Raw genomic sequence first — 17,284 nt, 5'->3', positions numbered from 1 at the left:
AAGCGGTTGTAGCTACAAAAAGTGAAATCAGACGCGATTGAGCACGGCTTCTATGCCCGCGCTGATATTCAGGACGGCGTCGTCGTGCAGGGCGGCATGCCAGATCATCAGGCCCATGGGGAGCTCGTTCGCGTTGTGGCACGGCAGTGACAGGGCGCAGCCGTCCAGCATGTTGACCACGCTGGTATTGCGCAGCAGCAGGCTGTTGACGCGGAAAAATTCTTCGTCACGCCTGAGGTCGGCTGCAGCATCGAAGCCGTTGGCCGGGGCGACGGATGCAATCGTGGGTGCCGTGATCGGCGTGGTGGGCGATAGCAGGGCGTCATGGCCGGCAATGACGCTCTCCATCCTGGCAATCCAGCGCTTGCGCGCGGCCAGCAGATCCAGATAGTCGGCAGCGCTCATGGTCGCGCCGCGCTCTATGCGGGAGCGAACCCGGGGATCGTAGAGCGCGGCTTTGGCGGGATCCTGCAGATGGTGGCGGTGCCAGGCATAGCTTTCGGTGGGCGAGAAGCCGCCGATGGTGTTGATGTCGTCCAACTCCTCCAGCTCGGGCAGGTCAATCCACTCGATCTGTGCGCCGTCGGCCTGCAGTTTGGCAATGCTGCGTTCGAAGGCGATGCGCACGGCAGGTTCTATCTGCTCGAAGAACAGGGGGCGTGGCACTGCCAGGCGCCACTGGCTCAGGCTGCGTTCGTCCTTGGCGACTTTGCGCTCGGCCAGAATCTCGTGCAGCAGCACGGCATCGCGCACGCTGCGGGTAATGGCACAGGCGGTGTCCAGCGTGGGCGCGAGTGGCACTGTTCCTTCCGTGGGAACCAGCCTGGCCGTGCTTTTGAAGCCCACTAGTCCATTGAGTGCAGCGGGAATGCGAATGGAGCCCCCGGTATCCGAGCCCAGCGCCGCCCAGGCGGCGCCGCTGGCGACGGAAACGGCAGCGCCTGAAGAGGAGCCGCCAGGAATGCGGGCCGGCCACGTGGGCGCCAGCTGAGGGTTGGCGGGGTGGCGGGCGTCCAGCGCGGCGGGGGTGCCGAAATGCGGGTTCACGCCCACGCCGGAAAAAGCGAACTCGACCATATGGGTGCGGCCGATGATGGCGGCACCTGCTGCGCGCAGGCGGGCGACGGCCGTGGCGTCTGTCTGGGCGACAGGCGCATCCTGCAGCACCAGGGAGCTGGCGGCACTGCGTGTGCCTTGCGTGTCGAACAGGTCCTTGACCGAGATGGCCAGGCCGGCCAGGGGGGCAGCGGATGGCGTTTCTGCAGCAGCCCAGCGTGCCTCGTCAAAAAAAGTCTGGCTGAAAACGTTGGCGCACAAGGGGCTTTGGGCGGCAGCAATGCTCATTTGCATGAGGTTTGCGGCGCTTTGGCGGCCTTCGCGAATCTCAAGAGCGACGTGACTGAGGTCGAGTTGCATGGCAGTGTGCTAAAATTTTGCGGCTTTGCTAAGGGTTAGTCCGTGAGGATTGACTTGAAAAGCTCTGAAAGTGGTTGATGCGATGGCGTTTTGTGTGTTGCAACAATTGCTTTTAAGTCGGCAAGGCAAATAGCAAACCGGCCTATTCAAGGTGTTGCAGACGCTTTTTCAAGGCGGCTGCAATCGTTGGGCCGGATTTTAGACCCAACCTTTGAGGTAATTAACATGGCAGTAACAATGCGCGAGATGCTGGAAGCCGGCGTCCACTTCGGTCACCAAACTCGTTTCTGGAATCCCAAGATGGCTCCGTTCATCTTCGGTGCCCGCAACAAGATCCACATCATCAACCTGGAAAAGTCCCTGCCGATGTTCCAGGAAGCCCAGAAGTTCGCCAAGCAGCTGACTGCTAACGGCGGCACCATCCTGATGGTGGGTACAAAGCGTCAAGCCCGTGAGCTGGTGGCTGAAGAAGCCAAGCGCGCTGGCGTGCCCTTCGTTGACCAGCGCTGGCTGGGCGGCATGCTGACCAACTTCAAGACCGTCAAGACCTCCATCAAGCGTCTGAAGGACATGAAGGCTCAGCAAGAAGCTGGTCTGGAATCCATGTCCAAGAAGGAACAGCTGATGTTCGTTCGCGAACTGGAAAAGCTGGAAAAGGACATCGGCGGCATTCAGGACATGAACGGTCTGCCCGACGCCATTTTCGTGATCGACGTGGGCTTCCACAAGATCGCTATCGCTGAAGCCAAGAAGCTGGGCATTCCTCTGATCGGCGTGGTTGACACCAACCACAACCCCGACGGCATCGACTACGTGATCCCTGGTAACGACGACTCCGCCAAGGCTGTGCAGCTGTATGCCCAAGGCATCGCCGACGCAATCCTGGAAGGCCGTGAAGCTCGTCTGAACGACGTGGTGAAGGCTGCTGCCGGTGAGAACGGCGACGAGTTCGTGGAAGTGGAAGAATCCGCCGCCTAAGCGAAGTCCGGCTGCGCGACCGCATCGCGAGAAAAAGCGGGGCTCTAGGTAGCCCCGTTTTTTTAGCCGGAATCCTGACTGGACTTACGCAAGAAAGAATGCACCGGCGGTGTGTCACAAAGGCGAGTTTCGTGCCTTTGCCAGTTTGCGTAAGTCGTTCCTGTAACGAATCGAACTGATACTGGAGAAATACGATGGCAATTACTGCAAGCATGGTCGCTGAACTGCGCGCCAAGACCGACGCCCCCATGATGGAATGCAAGAAGGCTCTGACCGAAGCTGATGGCGATATGGCCAAGGCTGAAGAGCTGCTGCGCGTCAAGCTGGGTACCAAGGCTGGCAAGGCCGCTTCCCGTGTGACTGCTGAAGGCGTTGTGGCTGCTTTCATCGACGGCGGCAAGGGCGGCCTGATCGAAGTGAACAGCGAAACCGACTTCGTGTCCAAGAACGACAGCTTCCTGGCCATGGCCAACGCCGCTGCCAAGCTGGTCGCTGAGCACAACCCTGCTGACCTGGACGCTCTGGGCGCTCTGGCCTACGAACAAGACGGCTACGGCCCCACTCTGGAAGACGTGCGCAAGGGTCTGATCGGCAAGATCGGCGAAAACATGTCCTTCCGTCGCTTCAAGGCTTTCAGCGGCGCTGGCCTGGCTGCCTACGTGCACGGCACCCGCATTGGCGTGGTGGTCGAGTTCGACGGCGACGCTGCTGCTGCCAAGGACGTGGCAATGCACGTGGCTGCCATGAAGCCCGTGGCTCTGACTTCCGCTGACGTGCCTGCTGACCTGATCGCCAAGGAACGCGCTGTGGCCGAAGGCAAGGCAGCCGAATCCGGCAAGCCTGCCGACATCGTTTCCAAGATGGTGGAAGGCTCCGTGCAGAAGTACCTGAAGGAAGTGTCCCTGGCTGACCAGGTCTTCGTGAAGGCTGCTGACGGCAAGCAAACCGTGGCTCAGATGCTCAAGGCTGCCAACACCAATGTGAAGGCGTTCACGATGTATGTCGTGGGTGAAGGCATTGAGAAGAAGACTGATGACTTCGCCGCTGAAGTGGCTGCCCAGGTGGCAGCAGCCAAGGCTGGTGCTTAAACCTAAGCCTTAGCAACAATCGCGGCCTAGAGCCGCGATTGATTTATTCCCCTCCCGTTTTCATACTCATTCAACTTCCATCGGAGAAACACCATGTCCAACGCCATTCCAGCCCACAAGCGCATCTTGCTCAAGCTGTCGGGGGAGGCGTTAATGGGAGATGACCAGTTCGGCATCAACCGTGCAACCATCGAACGCATGGTGGCTGAGATCGTGGAAGTGACCAAGGTGGGTGTGCAGGTTGCCGTGGTGATCGGCGGCGGCAACATCTTCCGCGGCGTGGCAGGTGGCTCGGTCGGCATGGACCGTGCGACTGCCGACTATATGGGCATGCTGGCCACGGTGATGAACGCCCTGGCTCTGGCAGATGCCATGGACAAGCAGGGTTTGACGGCTCGCGTGATGTCCGCCATCGGTATCGAGCAGGTGGTCGAGCCCTATGTGCGTCCCAAGGCGCTGCAGTACCTGGAAGAGGGCAAGGTCGTGGTGTTCGCTGCCGGCACGGGCAATCCCTTCTTCACCACCGACACGGCCGCTGCGCTGCGCGGTGCTGAAATCGGCGCCGAAGTCGTGCTCAAGGCCACCAAGGTGGATGGCGTGTACACGGCTGATCCGGTCAAGGATCCTTCGGCCACGCGTTACGACAAGCTGGCTTTCGATGAGGCCATCTCGCGCAATCTGGGCATCATGGATGCCACGGCTTTCGCGCTGTGCCGCGACCAGAAGCTGCCGATTCGCGTGTTCTCCATCGTCAAGCCCGGCGCACTCAAGCGCGTGGTCATGGGTGAAGACGAAGGCACTCTGGTGTACGCTTGAGCGTTTTGCCGCCACATGCCCGCAAAGGAACAAGAACATGACGATCGCTGAAATCAAAAAGAACACCGAAACCAAGATGGGTCAGTCCATCGAGGCTCTGAAGAACAACCTGGCTCGCGTGCGTACCGGCCGTGCGAATCCCGCGCTGCTGGATGCCATTCATGTCGAGTACTACGGCTCCATGGTGCCTCTGTCTCAGGTGGCCAATGTGTCTTTGCTGGATTCCCGCACCATCAGCGTGCAGCCCTGGGAAAAGAACATGGCTGCCAAGGTGGAAAAGGCCATTCGCGAGAGTGATCTGGGCCTGAATCCTGCCTCCATGGGCGATCTGATTCGCGTGCCCATGCCTCCCATGAGCGAAGAGCGCCGCAAGGAAATGACCAAGCTGGCGCGCAACGAAGGCGAGAACGCCAAGATTGCCGTTCGCAACCTGCGCCGCGATGCCAACGAAGGCGTGAAGAAGCTGGTCAAGGACAAGGAAGCCTCTGAAGACGATCAGAAGCGCTCCGAAGCCGAAATCCAGAAGATCACCGACAAGCATATTGCCGAGGTCGATACGCTGGTGGCGGCCAAGGAACAGGACATCATGGCGGTCTGAGTCTTTCCAAAGGACTTGCACTTTTGACATCCAAGAAAAACGGCGCGGTTCCGCGCCATATCGCCGTCATCATGGACGGCAACGGACGGTGGGCCAAGCGCCGTCTGCTTCCACGTCTTGCCGGTCACAAGCAGGGGGTGGAGTCCCTGCGCCGCTGCGCTCGCGCCTGCGTCGAGCGCGGCGTGCAGGTGCTCACGGTGTTTGCGTTTTCCTCCGAGAACTGGAACAGGCCTCAGGAAGAGGTTTCGGGGCTCATGAGCCTGCTGGCCAATGCCCTGGCCAAGGAAGTCGCTCAACTCAGCCGCGACGGCGTGCGTCTGTACTTTGTCGGCGACCGTCAGGGGCTGAGCGACAAGGTTCGAGAGGGCTTGGCCGAGGCTGAGCGCATCACCGCCCACAACACGCGTCTGGTTCTCAACGTCTGCTTCAACTACGGCGGCCGCTGGGATATAGCCCAGGCTGCACAGAAGTTGGTGGCCCAGGGGCTGGAGCTGACTCCCGAGAATCTGGACAGGGCCATGGCCTTGGCCCATGTGCCGGATCCTGATCTCATGATCCGCACCGGCGGTGAAACCCGCATCAGCAATTTCCTGCTCTGGCAGGCTGCTTATACAGAGCTTTTTTTCAGCAATGCCCTGTGGCCTGATTTCGACGAGGCGGCTCTTGACGAGGCCATTGCCGTGTTTGGCGGTCGTGAGCGCCGCTTCGGCCAGACTTCCGAGCAGATTCAACCATCATCCACCGTCACCCTGACGGCTTAACCATAAGAGGTGCCATGCTCAAGCAGCGCGTCATTACCGCCTTGATTCTGCTGGCCATTTTGCTGCCGGCACTGTTTTATACGGCCAGCACCGTGCCTTTTGCCGCACTGATGCTGTTGTTCATGGCGGCCGGTGCCTGGGAGTGGGGGCGACTCAATGGTTTTGGACAGGCAGGCTCGCTGGCTCTGGGTGCTGTCTGTACGGCGCTGTGCGCTGGCTCCTGGTGGGCCGGCTGGGTGGATCAGCCTCTGCCCACGGTGTGGCTGATTGCGGGTTCCCTCTGGGTGCTGGGGGGCGTTTTGCTGCTGCGCGCTGGTGTGGCGGGCTGGCCGCATATTCCGGCAGCAGTCCGTCTGGTCGGCGGCGTGCTGGCATTGTGGCTGGCCTGGCTGGCCGTGGTGCAGGCGCGCAATATCGGCATCAACTTCCTGCTGTCGGTGCTGGTGCTGGTCTGGGTGGCCGATGTTTTTGCCTACTTTGCGGGTCGCACTTTCGGCCTGAAGTTCACCAGGAACAAGCTTGCTCCTTCCATCAGTCCCGGCAAGAGCTGGGAAGGTGTCTGGGGCGGCATGCTGGGGGTGATTGTTCTGGCTCTGGTCTGGAGCTGGGCAGATCGTCACTACGGCGCCGGTGTTCCCAGTTTCTATTCGGTGCTGCAGTCGCGCGGACTTTGGTTCCTGCTGCTGGCTGCGGTGTTTATGGCTGCGATGAGTGTGGTGGGCGACCTGGTCGAATCCCTCATCAAGCGCAGCGTCGGTGTCAAGGACAGCAGCGGCTTGCTGCCCGGCCATGGTGGTGTCCTGGATCGCATTGATGCTCTCCTGCCCACACTGCCGTTGGCGATGATGCTCTCATCCTTTGTGCATCCATGAAGCAGAAAATCACGGTTCTGGGTTCTACCGGTTCCATCGGAACCAATACCCTGGATGTGGTGGCACGCCACCCTGAACAATACGAAATCTTCGCGCTGAGCGCAGCCACGCAAGTGGATCTGATGCTCAGGCAATGCGCGCAGTTCAAGCCGCAGTTCGCTGTGATGGCCAGTGCGCCCCATGCTCGTCAACTGGCTGAGGCAATCAAGCATAACGGGCTTCAAACACAGGTTCTTCAGGAGCGGGATGCTCTTGAAGTGATTGCGTCGCATCCTGATGTGGATGCCGTCATGGGGGCGATTGTCGGAGCGGCCGGTCTGGCGCCCTGTCTGGCGGCTGCCAGGGCTGGCAAGCGTCTGCTGCTGGCCAACAAGGAGGCCATGGTGGTGGGCGGTGCCCTGTTCATGGACACCGTCAAGCGCCATGGTGCCACCTTGCTGCCCATTGATAGCGAGCACTCGGCCATCTTCCAGTGTCTGCCCGAAGACAGCCGCACCTGGACTGATCGCGTCGACTCCTTGCTGTTGACGGCATCCGGCGGTCCCTTCCGTCAACGCGACCCGGCGACGCTGTCCGAGATCACTCCTGAGCAGGCGTGCTCTCACCCGAATTTCTCCATGGGGCGCAAGATCTCGGTGGACTCGGCCACCATGATGAACAAGGCGCTGGAGGTGATCGAGGCGCGCTGGCTGTTCGATATGGCGCCCGAGAAGATCAAGGTGGTGATCCATCCGCAGCAGATCGTGCACTCCATGGTGCAGTTCAAGGATTCGTCGGTGCTCGCCCAGCTGGGAACGCCTGATATGCGGGTGCCGATTGCCTGCGGTCTGGCCTGGCCCAAGCGCATCGAGAGCGGCGCACCTGTACTGGATTTCACCAAGCTGGCGGCGCTGACCTTCGAGGAGGCGGATGCGCAGCGCTTTCCGGGCCTTCATCTGTCCTGGCAGGCGCTGTGCGCGCCCGAGGGCACAACCACGGTGCTCAACGCAGCGAACGAAGTGGCGGTCGCCGCATTCCTGGAGCGTCGCCTGTCGTTTGACCGCATTCATGCCGTCAATCTGCAGACGCTGGAATCCGTGCAGCCCGGTGCCGTAGGCAGTCTGGAAGAGTTGATGGCGCTCGATGAGCGAGCGCGCGAGCGTGCGGCTGACATAGCCAGGCAGTGGGCGCGCTGATCTGGCGCCGGGTTCGGGTGCTTGAGGAGTTGCGGTTGAACTTGCGGCTTGCTGCACACTCCAAGCATTGATTGGCATTAAGGAGTTTCAGGTGTTGCTGACGGTTGTGGCTTTCATCGTGGCGCTCGGTGTTCTGATTGCAGTGCATGAGTGGGGCCACTATCGCGTTGCCGTGGCTTGCGGCGTCAAGGTGCTGCGTTACTCCGTGGGCTTTGGCAAGCCTCTGTTGCGCTGGGCCGGCAAGAAATCGGGCACCGAGTATGTGATCGCAGCGCTGCCTCTGGGCGGCTATGTGCGCATGCTTGATGAACGCGAGGGCGAGGTCAGGCCCGAGGAAAAACATCTGGCCTTCAACAATCAGCCCCTGCGTTCACGTGCAGCCATTGTTGCCGCGGGGCCGGCAGCCAATCTGGTGCTGGCCGTGGTGCTGCTGGCGGTGGTCAACTGGGTGGGGGCCAACGAGCCTGCAGCCCGACTCGCGGCTCCTCCGGAAGGCACGTTGCTGCATCAGGCCGGTATTCAAAGTGGCGACTGGGTGCAGCGTGCCGCAGTGGGAGGCCAGGAGTGGCAGCCTGTGCGTGCTCTGGGTGATTTGCGCTGGCTGGTGACGACGGCGGCCATTGAAGGCGAGTCCCTGCAGCTGGAAGTGGCTGACCAGGCGCATGGCGCGGCGCGCATCGTGCCGCTGGATCTCGCTTCTTTGCAACAAAAGGAACCAGATGCGGCTTTCTTTGACAAGGTGGGGCTGCAGGGAGCCTGGAGCCGCGCGGTCATTGACGAGATTGTCGCAGGAGGCCCGGCAGACAAGGCGGGCCTGCAAAAAGGCGATGTGCTGCTCAGCATCAATGCTCAGGCAGTTCTGGATGGCGCGCAGGCGCGTGCCGCGATTCGAGCCTCGGGTGCATCTGGACAGGTTGAGCCGCAGGTGTGGGTTGTGGAGCGCGCGGGCCAGCGTCTGAATCTGCGGGTGCAGCCGGAAATAGTACCTGGCAAGGATGGGCAAGCTGCAACTGCACGTGTGAACGCCGTCATCGGCAGCCAGCCGGAAATGGTGCTGGTGCGCCGCGGCTTTCTCGATGGCCTGAGTGCCGGTGTGCACAAGACCTGGGAGCTGTCTTCCATGACACTGCGCATGATGGGGCGCATGCTGATCGGTCAGGCCTCGCTCAAGAATATCAGCGGTCCTTTGACGATCGCAGACTATGCGGGCAAGTCCGCCAGCATGGGACTGGTGCAATACCTGTCGTTCCTCGCGCTGATCAGCATCAGCCTGGGCGTTCTCAACCTGCTACCATTGCCCGTTCTGGATGGTGGGCACCTGATGTATTATCTTTGGGAAGGTTTGACGGGGCGCAGTGTCTCTGATGTCTGGGCTGAAAGACTGCAGCGTGCAGGCGTCGCAGTCATATTGCTGATGATGTCAGTCGCCTTTTTCAACGATATCAACCGGCTCTGGGGCTAATTTTTACCGCTACGGTAGGCCGCATTCGCGGCGATTTCCACTCATGAAAAAACATTTCAATCGCTTGGGCGTGCGCTCTGCAACTGCCATGGCTGCTATGGTTTTAGCTGCGCAAGCGGCATGGGCATTGGAGCCCTTCAAAGTTCAAGATATCCGCGTCGAGGGTTTGCAGCGAGTGGAGCCCGGTACGGTGTTCGCTTCCATGCCTTTGCGCGTGGGCGATGACTACAACGACGAAAAGGGCGCTGCTGCCATTCGTTCGCTATTTGCTCTGGGTCTGTTCAAGGACGTGCGCCTCGAAGCCAATGGCAATGTGCTGGTGGTGGTCGTGGAAGAGCGCCCCACCATTGCCGAGGTGAACTTTGCCGGCACCAAGGAGTTCGACAAGGACACTCTGCTCAAGGCCATGCGTGACGTGGGCCTGGCCGATGGCCGTCCTTTCGACAAGGCGCTGGCTGATCGCGCCGAGCAAGAGCTCAAGCGCCAGTACATCAACCGCAGCCTGTATGGCGCTGAAGTGGTGACCACGGTGACGCCTATCGAGCGCAACCGAGTGAACCTGACCTTCACCGTCTCCGAAGGCGAGCCGGCCAAGATCAACGAAATCCACATTGTGGGCAACAAGGCCTTCAAGGAATCGACGCTCAAGGACTTGTTCGACCAGGACACCGGCAACTGGATGAGCTGGTACACCAAGTCTGACCGTTATGCGCGCAACAAGCTCAATGCCGACCTGGAGTCGCTGCGCTCCTACTATCTGCAGCGAGGCTATCTGGAGTTCCGTGTGGAGTCCACACAGGTTGCCATTTCTCCGGACAAGCAAAATATCGGCCTGACCGTGAACATTCACGAAGGCGACCAGTATGTGGTCTCCGGCGTGAAGCTCGAAGGCAACTACCTGGATCGCGACGACGAGTTCAAGTCGCTGGTCAAGATCAAGCCCGGCGAACCCTATAACGCCGACCAGGTTTCCGAGACCATCAAGGCTTTTACCGACTATTACAGCAATTTCGGTTTTGCTTTCGCCAAGGTCGAAGCTGTGCCCGAGATCGATCGCGCCAACAATCGCGTGGCCATCGTGTTGCAAGCGCAGCCTTCGCGTCGCGCCTATATCCGTCGCATCAGCGTCAGCGGCAACAACAAGACCCGCGACGAAGTGATTCGCCGCGAGTTCCGCCAGTTCGAGGCCTCCTGGTATGACGGCCAGAAGATCAAGCTGTCGCGCGACCGTGTCGACCGTCTGGGCTTCTTCACCCAGGTTGAAATCGAAACCCAGGAAGTGCCAGGCTCTCCCGATCAGGTCGACCTGATGATCAATGTGGTTGAAAAGCCCACGGGCTCGATTCAGCTGGGTGCAGGTTTTTCCAGCGCCGAAAAGGTCTCGCTGTCCTTCGGTATCAAGCAGGAAAACGTTTTTGGCTCGGGCAACTATCTGGGCCTGGACATCAACACCAGCAAATACAACCGCACCATGGTGGTGTCGACAACCAATCCGTACTTCACGGATACCGGTATCTCGCGCACCTATGACCTGTACTACCGCACCATCCGTCCCTACTATGACGATGGCGCCTACAAGATCATCACCAAGGGTGCCAGCGTGCGCTTCGGCGTGCCCTTCAGCGAAGTGGACACCGTCTTCTTCGGTGCCGGTGTCGAAGGCAATGAGATCAAGCCGGGCACCTATATGCCCGAGGTCTACAACGAATATTGCGGTGGCGCCGTCGGTGCGAATATCGGCTGCTCCAAGACCGGTATCCCTCTGACGCTGGGATGGTCTCGCGATAATCGCGACAGCGCGCTGGCTCCGAATGCCGGCCGCTATCAGCGTGTGAATCTGGAAGCGTCGTTCATGAGCGACATGCGCTATGCGAAGGCCAATTACCAGATTCAGCAATATATCCCGTTGAACAAGAAGTACACCATCGCCCTGAACGGTGAACTGGGCTGGGGCAAGGGTCTTGGCGGCAATCCCTATCCCATCTTCAAGAACTTCTACTCGGGCGGTCTGGGCTCGGTGCGCGGCTTCGAGCAAGGCTCCCTGGGCAAGCACGATTCCGTGAACACCAATCTGGCCCTGGGTGGTACGCGCAAGCTGACCTTGAATGGCGAATTCATGGTTCCGTTCCCAGGTGCCGGTAATGACAGAACACTGCGTCTGTTCGGCTTTGTGGACGTGGGTAATGTGTGGGCGGAAGGTGAAAGCATGGATCTGGGAACTTTGCGTGCTTCCACCGGTATCGGTATTAGTTGGATTTCGCCGCTGGGCCCTCTGCGTTTGGCGTATGCTCAGCCAATCCGTAAGGAAACCGGCGATAGAATCCAGAAACTGCAATTCCAAATCGGAACATCTTTCTAATGAAATCTCTCTCTAGCCATCTTTCTCTGGCTGTGCTGCTTGGCGCCATGGCCGTCTCTGCGCATGCACAGGAATTCAAGGCCGGTTTTGTGAACACGGATCGTATCTTCCGTGAGGCATCCGCTGCCAAGGCTGCCCAAGCCAAGCTTGAGCAGGAGTTTTCTAAGCGTGAAAAGGATTTGGTCGATCAGGGCAATTCCTTGAAGAGCGCCTCGGACAAGTTCGAGCGTGAAGCCACCACCATGTCCGAGAGCCAGCGTGCTTCGCGCCAGCGTCAGCTGGTGGATCAGGATCGTGAATTCCAGCGCAAGCGCCGTGAATTCCAGGAAGACCTGAACGCTCGCAAGAACGAAGAGCTGGCCACCGTGCTGGATCGTGCGAACAAGGTTGTCAAGCAAGTGGCCGAGACTGAAAAGTACGACGTCATCTTGCAAGAGGCCGTGTATATCAACCCCAAGTTTGATATCACCGACAAGGTCATCAAGGCCCTGAACGGCACAAAGTAATCCCAAGGATACTTTTGTGAGCGTTCTATTGGGACAGATTCTCGATGCGCTCGGTGGAGAACTGATCGGCGGCGAGCGCGAGATGACCATCTCGCGCATCGCGCCGCTGGACTCTGCGGGTCACGGTGATCTGAGCTTTTTAAGCAATCCCCGCTATCGCCAGCAACTGGCCGCCTCACAGGCGGCCTGTGTCATTGTGGCGCCGACGATGCGTGATGAAGCTGCGCAGCGTGGCGCCTGCATTGTCACGGCCGATCCTTATGCCTATTTCGCGCGGGCCACCCAGTGGTGGAAGGCGCACCAGCAGGGCGGCAAGCCGCGCGGCATCCATGCGACTGCGGTGGTGCATGCCACGGCCCAGGTGGATGAAAGTGCCTATGTGGGGCCGCAATGTGTGGTGGAGGCAGGCGCGGTCATCGGTGCCGATACGGTGCTGAAATCGCGCGTCACCATCAGCCAGGGCTGTGTACTGGGCGAGCGCTGCATTCTGCATCCCGGTGTGGTCATCGGAGCCGACGGCTTCGGCTTTGCGCCCTCGGCGGGCCAATGGGAAAAGATAGAGCAACTGGGGGCCGTGCGCATCGGCAACGATGTGGAAATCGGTGCCAACACCTGCGTGGATCGTGGGGCACTTGATGACACAGTCATTGAAGATGGCGTCAAGATCGATAATCTGGTGCAGATTGCCCACAATGTGCACATTGGTGCGCATACGGTGATTGCCGGCAACACCGGTATTGCCGGCAGTGCGCGCATCGGCAAGCGCTGCCAGATCGGTGGAGCCGCCAATATTCTGGGGCATTTGACGATTGCGGATGGTACGGTGATTTCGCCGACCTCCATGGTCACTCGCTCCTTGCCCAAGGCAGGTTTTTATACAGGCATCTTTCCGTTGCAAGAGAACGAGCAATGGGAAAAGAACGCTGCAACCTTCAGGCAGTTGTACACGCTCCGGGAGCGGGTCAAGAAGCTTGAACAAGCGCTGGCTGAGGGCCGGCAAAGCAACAACGGAAATTGATGATGGATATTCAAGAAATTCTCAAGCAACTGCCTCACCGCTATCCTTTTCTTCTGGTGGACCGGGTGCTGGAGCTTGAGCGCAACACACGCATCAAGGCGATCAAGAACGTCACCTTCAACGAGCCGTTCTTCACCGGTCATTTCCCCGGCCGTCCCGTCATGCCCGGCGTGCTGATTCTTGAAGCTCTGGCCCAGGCAGCCGGCTTGCTGGCCTTCGACGCCATGGGCCAGGTGCCCGATGAAAACAATATCTACTATTTCGTGGGCATCGACTCGGCTCGCTTCAAGCGCCCCGTGGTGCCGGGAGACCAGCTGGCTCTGGAGATCACCATCGACCGCGTGCGCGGCGGCATCTGGAAGTTCAACGCCGTCGCCAGCGTGGATGGCGAAGTGGCCGCTGAAGCTCAGCTGATGTGCACCATGCGTCACGTGGGATAAGCGTTGATGGCGGCTGTGAGCTTGATTCATCCCACCGCCGTGGTGGACCCTGCGGCCCAGCTTGACACCTCGGTGTCGGTAGGGCCGTATGCCGTCATCGGCCCCAGGGTGCGCATTGGCGCCGGCAGCAAGGTGGGTGCGCATTGCGTGATCGAAGGCGACACCACCATTGGTGAAGGCAACCACATCTTCCAGTTTGCGTCGCTGGGTGCGCAGCCCCAGGACAAGAAGTATGCGGGCGAGCCCACGCGTCTGGTGATCGGCGATCGCAACACGGTGCGCGAGTTCTGTACCTTCAATACGGGGACCACTCAGGATCGCGGCGAGACGACCATCGGCAATGACAACTGGATCATGGCCTATGTGCATATCGCGCATGACTGCATCATTGGCAACCAGACCACGCTGGCGAACAACACCACGCTGGCGGGCCATGTGCATGTCGGCGACTGGGTGACGATTGGTGGCCTGACCGGTGTGCTGCAGCGCATGCGCATAGGTGCACATGCCATGGTGGGCTTTCAGGCCCATGTGAACAAGGATGTGCCGCCCTTCATGACGGTGGATGGCAATCCGCTGGCCGCTCGCAGTGTGAATCTGATTGGTCTCAAGCGTCGTGGCTTCTCGGATGCACGAATTGCCGCCGTGCGTGAAATGCACAAGCTGCTGTACCGCCAGGGTCTGACGCTGGAACATGCCATTGCGGCCATGGATGCGATCAAGTCGGCAACGCCTGAAGCCGTGCAGGACGTGGACTTCATGCAGTCCTTTCTGGCATCGGCAAGCAACGGCATTACACGTTGATAGCGACTCGCGCTGTCCCTATCTGAGTTTGAGACGTGAATAGCTCTGAAATGTCTAATAAGCAGGCGCAAGCTGCTCCAGATTCCATAGCGCCCAGCATTGCCATGGTGGCAGGCGAGGCCTCGGGCGATCTGCTGGCTTCGCTGTTGCTGGACGGTCTTCGTCAGCGCTGGCCCGATGCGAGCTCCATGGGCATAGGCGGTGACAGAATGCAGGAGCGCGGCTTTGACGCCTGGTGGCAGTCAGAGCGCCTGGCCGTGCACGGTTACAGCTGGGAAGTGCTGGCTCGCGTGGCCGAGTTGCTTGGTATTCGCAAAAAGCTGCGTCAGCGCCTGATTGCGCATCCGCCCTCGGTCTTCGTCGGTGTGGATGCCCCCGACTTCAACCTGGGGCTGGAAACCAGCCTGCGTGAAGCCGGCATCAAGACCGTGCACTTTGTCTGCCCTTCGATCTGGGCCTGGCGTGCCGATCGCGTGGAGAAAATCCGTCGCGCTGCCGACCATGTGCTGTGCATCTTTCCGTTCGAGCCCGAACTGCTGGCCCAGCACGGCATTGAAGCCACCTACGTCGGTCATCCGCTGGCGCAGGTGATTCCGTTGCACCCCGATAGAGCGGCCGCGCGTGCGCGCCTGGGCCTGGCCGAAGAGGGTCTGGTGCTGGCCTTGCTGCCCGGCAGCCGCCGCTCCGAGGTGCGCTACATTGCCTCAGGCTTTTTCAAGGCGGCGGCGCTGGTCCAGAAGGCATTGCCTCAGACCCGGATCGTGGTGCCGGCCGTGCCTTCGCTGTACGAAGAGGTGCAGCGCATTGCTGCCGAGGCCGGCATGCAGGGCAAATGCCTCATCGTCAAGGGCCAGTCCCACGATGTGCTGGCAGCCTGCGACTGCACGCTGATCGCCAGCGGCACCGCCACGCTGGAGGCCGCGCTCTACAAGCGCCCCATGGTCATCAGCTACAGCATGCATCCCTGGAGCTGGCGCCTCATGAAGCGCAAACAGCTACAGCCGTGGGTGGGGCTGCCCAATATTCTGTGCGGCGATTTTGTCGTGCCCGAGCTGCTGCAGGATGCTGCAACTCCAGAGGCACTGGCCCAGGCCGCACTGGGCTGGCTCAGAGCCAGCCAGGATTCTCCTGCCACCATTGAAGCGCTGGTTGAGCGCTTCACCGCGCTACATCACGAACTGCGCCGCGATACTGCCGAACTGGCTGCCCATGCGATCCAAAAAATCATTGCCACCCCCACTGCTTGAGCAAGGCTGCCTGCCCTGGCATCCGCCCGGGCTGGTTGCCGGGGTGGATGAGGCAGGGCGCGGCCCGCTGGCCGGCCCGGTGGTGGCTGCCGCCGTCATCCTGGACGATCTGAAGCCCATTGCCGGGCTTAATGACTCCAAGAAGCTCACGGCCAACCGCCGCGAGGTGCTCTACGACGAAATCCGTGCCAAGGCGCTGTGCTTTTGCATAGCTCAGGCTTCGGTGCAGGAGATCGATGAGATCAACATCCTCAAGGCAACGCTGCTGGCCATGCGTCGTGCGGTGATGGGCTTGCGTCTCAAGCCCGTGCTGGTGCTGGTGGATGGCAACCAGCTGCCGCAGATCGATGTGCAGGCCGAGGCCATCGTCAAGGGGGACTCGCTGGTGCAGGCCATTTCTGCAGCGTCCATTTTGGCCAAGGTCACGCGCGACCGCTGGTGCGAACGCCTGGACGCCCAGTACCCGCAGTATGGCTTCGCCGGACACAAGGGGTATGGCACGGCCGCGCATCTGCAGGCCTTGCGCGCCCATGGTGCGACGGCAGAGCATCGGCGCTCCTTTGCACCCGTGGCCCAGGTGCTGCAAGCTGGCCAGGTGTGTGCAGGCGGCACGGCGCAGCCTGTGCTGTGCGAGACCGGGCTGTCGGGTGTGACGTCCAGCCTGCAGATGTCGCAGGCATCGCTCTACGTCTGATGCGCGCCTGATCGACATTGTCTGCATTCCCGAGTACGGTGCAGGGCCGCTTCGGGCGTTCTATCTTCTTTGGGGCTTGCGCAAACAAGAGTGCCGCAACGGCCTGCCTTCTGAGGCAGTCGCCCGGCCTGAACCCGTTTTGCGTAAGTCGTGTTCTCGTTTCAGGCTCGGCCAGGTGCTTGCATGCCGGGTTCTTGTTTTTTCTCAGAGGTCGAAATGGCTGCACGCCCCCAGGTCACGGACATTCATTCGCGCGACAACGCTTTCGTCAAAGAACTGCGCCGTCTGTCCCAGGACAGCACGGCCTATCGCAAACAGGGGCAGGTCTGGCTTGAAGGCGATCATCTTTGCCGTGCGGCCCTGGTGCGGGGTCTGAAACCGAAGCTTGCCGTTTTTGCGCAGTCTTTCTGGCCTCAGGCACCCGAGGAGTGGGTGCAGGTCGCCAGCAGGGTCGTGGTGCTGGCAGATGCCTTGTTCGACGAGATCAGCGCTCTGGAATCTCCCGCCCGCATGGGCTATGTGATGGACTGGGATGCGGGTGTGCAGGTGCAGCCGGGCGTTGCCACCGTGGTGCTGGACCGCGTCCAGGATGCCGGCAATGTGGGCAGCATCCTGCGCAGCGCGTCGGCCTTCGGCTTCACCCAGATCGTGGCGCTCAAGGGCACGGCCGCGCTGTGGAGCCAGAAGGTGCTGCGCGCTGGAATGGGTGCTCACTTCGGGCTGCATCTGGTCGAGGCGGCATCGGTCGATGATGTGCAAGGCCTGCAAGTCCCCCTGGTAGTGACCAGCTCCCATCAGGGGACATTGATCCATGAGGCAGATCTGCCATGGCCCTGTGCCTGGGCCATGGGCCATGAGGGGCAGGGCGTGGGCGATGCGCTGATGGAGATGGCGAGCCACCGCATCAGCATTGCGCAGCCCGGAGGTGAGGAGTCACTCAATGTGGCTGCTGCCGCCGCGATCTGCCTGCATGCGAGCAGCGTAAGCATGCTACGCCGTAGAGGGTAATCCCGGGGCACTTCAAAGGGGTGAAGCGGACAGAGCCTATAA

The 17,284-nt window shown here is 60.4% G+C and carries 17 protein-coding genes; 16 read left to right on the top strand and 1 reads right to left on the bottom strand.

Going from position 1 to position 17,284, the window contains the following annotated elements; all coding sequences use genetic code 11:
- Nucleotides 1-27 precede the first annotated feature (27 nt).
- Complete coding sequence (locus F0P97_RS18950) at nucleotides 28-1,416, bottom strand: amidase (protein WP_182283507.1); 1,389 nt, start codon at nucleotides 1,414-1,416, stop codon at nucleotides 28-30.
- A gap of 225 nt (nucleotides 1,417-1,641) precedes the next feature.
- Here F0P97_RS18950 and rpsB point away from each other — a divergent pair, with 225 nt between their 5' ends.
- The 16 genes from rpsB (at nucleotide 1,642) to F0P97_RS18870 (ending at nucleotide 17,242) form a co-directional block, all read left to right on the top strand.
- Nucleotides 1,642-2,394 carry a 30S ribosomal protein S2 gene (gene rpsB / locus F0P97_RS18945; protein ID WP_003067383.1) on the top strand — a complete coding sequence of 251 codons (753 nt, stop codon included), beginning with the start codon at nucleotides 1,642-1,644 and terminating at the stop codon, nucleotides 2,392-2,394.
- 194 nt (nucleotides 2,395-2,588) lie between these two features.
- Nucleotides 2,589-3,482: a translation elongation factor Ts gene (gene tsf, locus F0P97_RS18940; protein ID WP_003067381.1), complete on the top strand. Its 894-nt coding sequence runs from the start codon at nucleotides 2,589-2,591 to the stop codon at nucleotides 3,480-3,482.
- A 93-nt stretch (nucleotides 3,483-3,575) separates the two neighbouring features.
- Complete coding sequence (gene pyrH / locus F0P97_RS18935; protein ID WP_003053409.1) at nucleotides 3,576-4,298, top strand: UMP kinase; 723 nt, start codon at nucleotides 3,576-3,578, stop codon at nucleotides 4,296-4,298.
- Between the two features lie 37 nt (nucleotides 4,299-4,335).
- Nucleotides 4,336-4,896: a ribosome recycling factor gene (gene frr, locus F0P97_RS18930; protein WP_003067379.1), complete on the top strand. Its 561-nt coding sequence runs from the start codon at nucleotides 4,336-4,338 to the stop codon at nucleotides 4,894-4,896.
- Nucleotides 4,897-4,919: 23 nt separating this feature from the next.
- Nucleotides 4,920-5,657 carry a polyprenyl diphosphate synthase gene (gene uppS / locus F0P97_RS18925; protein WP_003067377.1) on the top strand — a complete coding sequence of 246 codons (738 nt, stop codon included), beginning with the start codon at nucleotides 4,920-4,922 and terminating at the stop codon, nucleotides 5,655-5,657.
- Nucleotides 5,658-5,671: 14 nt separating this feature from the next.
- Nucleotides 5,672-6,529, top strand: coding sequence for a phosphatidate cytidylyltransferase (locus F0P97_RS18920; RefSeq protein WP_182283506.1), 858 nt, complete (start codon nucleotides 5,672-5,674; stop codon nucleotides 6,527-6,529).
- Nucleotides 6,526-7,704 (top strand): 1-deoxy-D-xylulose-5-phosphate reductoisomerase, encoded by a 1,179-nt coding sequence (gene ispC / locus F0P97_RS18915; RefSeq protein WP_182283505.1) that lies wholly within the window; start codon nucleotides 6,526-6,528, stop codon nucleotides 7,702-7,704. Before F0P97_RS18920 ends, ispC begins: the two co-directional genes overlap by 4 nt.
- 91 nt (nucleotides 7,705-7,795) lie before the next feature.
- Nucleotides 7,796-9,166 carry an RIP metalloprotease RseP gene (rseP, locus tag F0P97_RS18910; protein ID WP_182283504.1) on the top strand — a complete coding sequence of 457 codons (1,371 nt, stop codon included), beginning with the start codon at nucleotides 7,796-7,798 and terminating at the stop codon, nucleotides 9,164-9,166.
- A 43-nt stretch (nucleotides 9,167-9,209) separates the two neighbouring features.
- The gene (gene bamA, locus F0P97_RS18905; protein ID WP_182283503.1) at nucleotides 9,210-11,525 is read left to right on the top strand and encodes an outer membrane protein assembly factor BamA; all 2,316 of its coding nucleotides are present in this window, start codon (nucleotides 9,210-9,212) and stop codon (nucleotides 11,523-11,525) included.
- On the top strand, nucleotides 11,525-12,031 hold the full coding sequence (locus F0P97_RS18900) for an OmpH family outer membrane protein (protein ID WP_034358744.1): 507 nt from the start codon (nucleotides 11,525-11,527) through the stop codon (nucleotides 12,029-12,031). The genes bamA and F0P97_RS18900 overlap by 1 nt, the downstream gene beginning before the upstream one ends.
- 16 nt (nucleotides 12,032-12,047) lie before the next feature.
- Complete coding sequence (gene lpxD, locus F0P97_RS18895; protein ID WP_182283502.1) at nucleotides 12,048-13,049, top strand: UDP-3-O-(3-hydroxymyristoyl)glucosamine N-acyltransferase; 1,002 nt, start codon at nucleotides 12,048-12,050, stop codon at nucleotides 13,047-13,049.
- Nucleotides 13,049-13,489 (top strand): 3-hydroxyacyl-ACP dehydratase FabZ, encoded by a 441-nt coding sequence (fabZ, locus tag F0P97_RS18890; protein ID WP_003053425.1) that lies wholly within the window; start codon nucleotides 13,049-13,051, stop codon nucleotides 13,487-13,489. The genes lpxD and fabZ overlap by 1 nt, the downstream gene beginning before the upstream one ends.
- A gap of 15 nt (nucleotides 13,490-13,504) precedes the next feature.
- Entirely contained in the window at nucleotides 13,505-14,293 is a 789-nt protein-coding gene (gene lpxA / locus F0P97_RS18885; RefSeq protein WP_171832531.1) for an acyl-ACP--UDP-N-acetylglucosamine O-acyltransferase, read from the top strand.
- A gap of 50 nt (nucleotides 14,294-14,343) precedes the next feature.
- Entirely contained in the window at nucleotides 14,344-15,540 is a 1,197-nt protein-coding gene (gene lpxB, locus F0P97_RS18880; RefSeq protein ID WP_182283501.1) for a lipid-A-disaccharide synthase, read from the top strand.
- The gene (rnhB, locus tag F0P97_RS18875; RefSeq protein WP_182283500.1) at nucleotides 15,503-16,234 is read left to right on the top strand and encodes a ribonuclease HII; all 732 of its coding nucleotides are present in this window, start codon (nucleotides 15,503-15,505) and stop codon (nucleotides 16,232-16,234) included. The genes lpxB and rnhB overlap by 38 nt, the downstream gene beginning before the upstream one ends.
- Before the next feature lie 216 nt (nucleotides 16,235-16,450).
- Nucleotides 16,451-17,242: a TrmH family RNA methyltransferase gene (locus F0P97_RS18870; RefSeq protein WP_182283499.1), complete on the top strand. Its 792-nt coding sequence runs from the start codon at nucleotides 16,451-16,453 to the stop codon at nucleotides 17,240-17,242.
- Nucleotides 17,243-17,284: the final 42 nt, after the last annotated feature.

The sequence above is a fragment of the Comamonas testosteroni genome, from assembly GCF_014076415.1.
GTDB classification, from domain to species: domain Bacteria; phylum Pseudomonadota; class Gammaproteobacteria; order Burkholderiales; family Burkholderiaceae_C; genus Comamonas; species Comamonas testosteroni_F.
The sequence above is the reverse complement of the archived record's forward strand: the minus strand, read 5'-3'. Positions and strand labels throughout refer to the sequence as shown.

Excerpts from the sequence above, each read along its gene's own strand:
- F0P97_RS18950 (WP_182283507.1), bottom strand. The coding sequence starts at position 1,416 with ATGCAACTCGACCTCAGTCACGTCGCTCTTGAGATTCGCGAAGGCCGC.
- F0P97_RS18900 (WP_034358744.1), top strand. The coding sequence starts at position 11,525 with ATGAAATCTCTCTCTAGCCATCTTTCTCTGGCTGTGCTGCTTGGCGCC.
- rnhB (WP_182283500.1), top strand. The coding sequence starts at position 15,503 with ATGCGATCCAAAAAATCATTGCCACCCCCACTGCTTGAGCAAGGCTGC.
- F0P97_RS18870 (WP_182283499.1), top strand. The coding sequence starts at position 16,451 with ATGGCTGCACGCCCCCAGGTCACGGACATTCATTCGCGCGACAACGCT.
- ispC (WP_182283505.1), top strand. The coding sequence starts at position 6,526 with ATGAAGCAGAAAATCACGGTTCTGGGTTCTACCGGTTCCATCGGAACC.
- lpxB (WP_182283501.1), top strand. The coding sequence starts at position 14,344 with ATGTCTAATAAGCAGGCGCAAGCTGCTCCAGATTCCATAGCGCCCAGC.
- bamA (WP_182283503.1), top strand. The coding sequence starts at position 9,210 with ATGAAAAAACATTTCAATCGCTTGGGCGTGCGCTCTGCAACTGCCATG.
- rpsB (WP_003067383.1), top strand. The coding sequence starts at position 1,642 with ATGGCAGTAACAATGCGCGAGATGCTGGAAGCCGGCGTCCACTTCGGT.
- fabZ (WP_003053425.1), top strand. The coding sequence starts at position 13,049 with ATGATGGATATTCAAGAAATTCTCAAGCAACTGCCTCACCGCTATCCT.
- tsf (WP_003067381.1), top strand. The coding sequence starts at position 2,589 with ATGGCAATTACTGCAAGCATGGTCGCTGAACTGCGCGCCAAGACCGAC.
- pyrH (WP_003053409.1), top strand. The coding sequence starts at position 3,576 with ATGTCCAACGCCATTCCAGCCCACAAGCGCATCTTGCTCAAGCTGTCG.
- F0P97_RS18920 (WP_182283506.1), top strand. The coding sequence starts at position 5,672 with ATGCTCAAGCAGCGCGTCATTACCGCCTTGATTCTGCTGGCCATTTTG.
- frr (WP_003067379.1), top strand. The coding sequence starts at position 4,336 with ATGACGATCGCTGAAATCAAAAAGAACACCGAAACCAAGATGGGTCAG.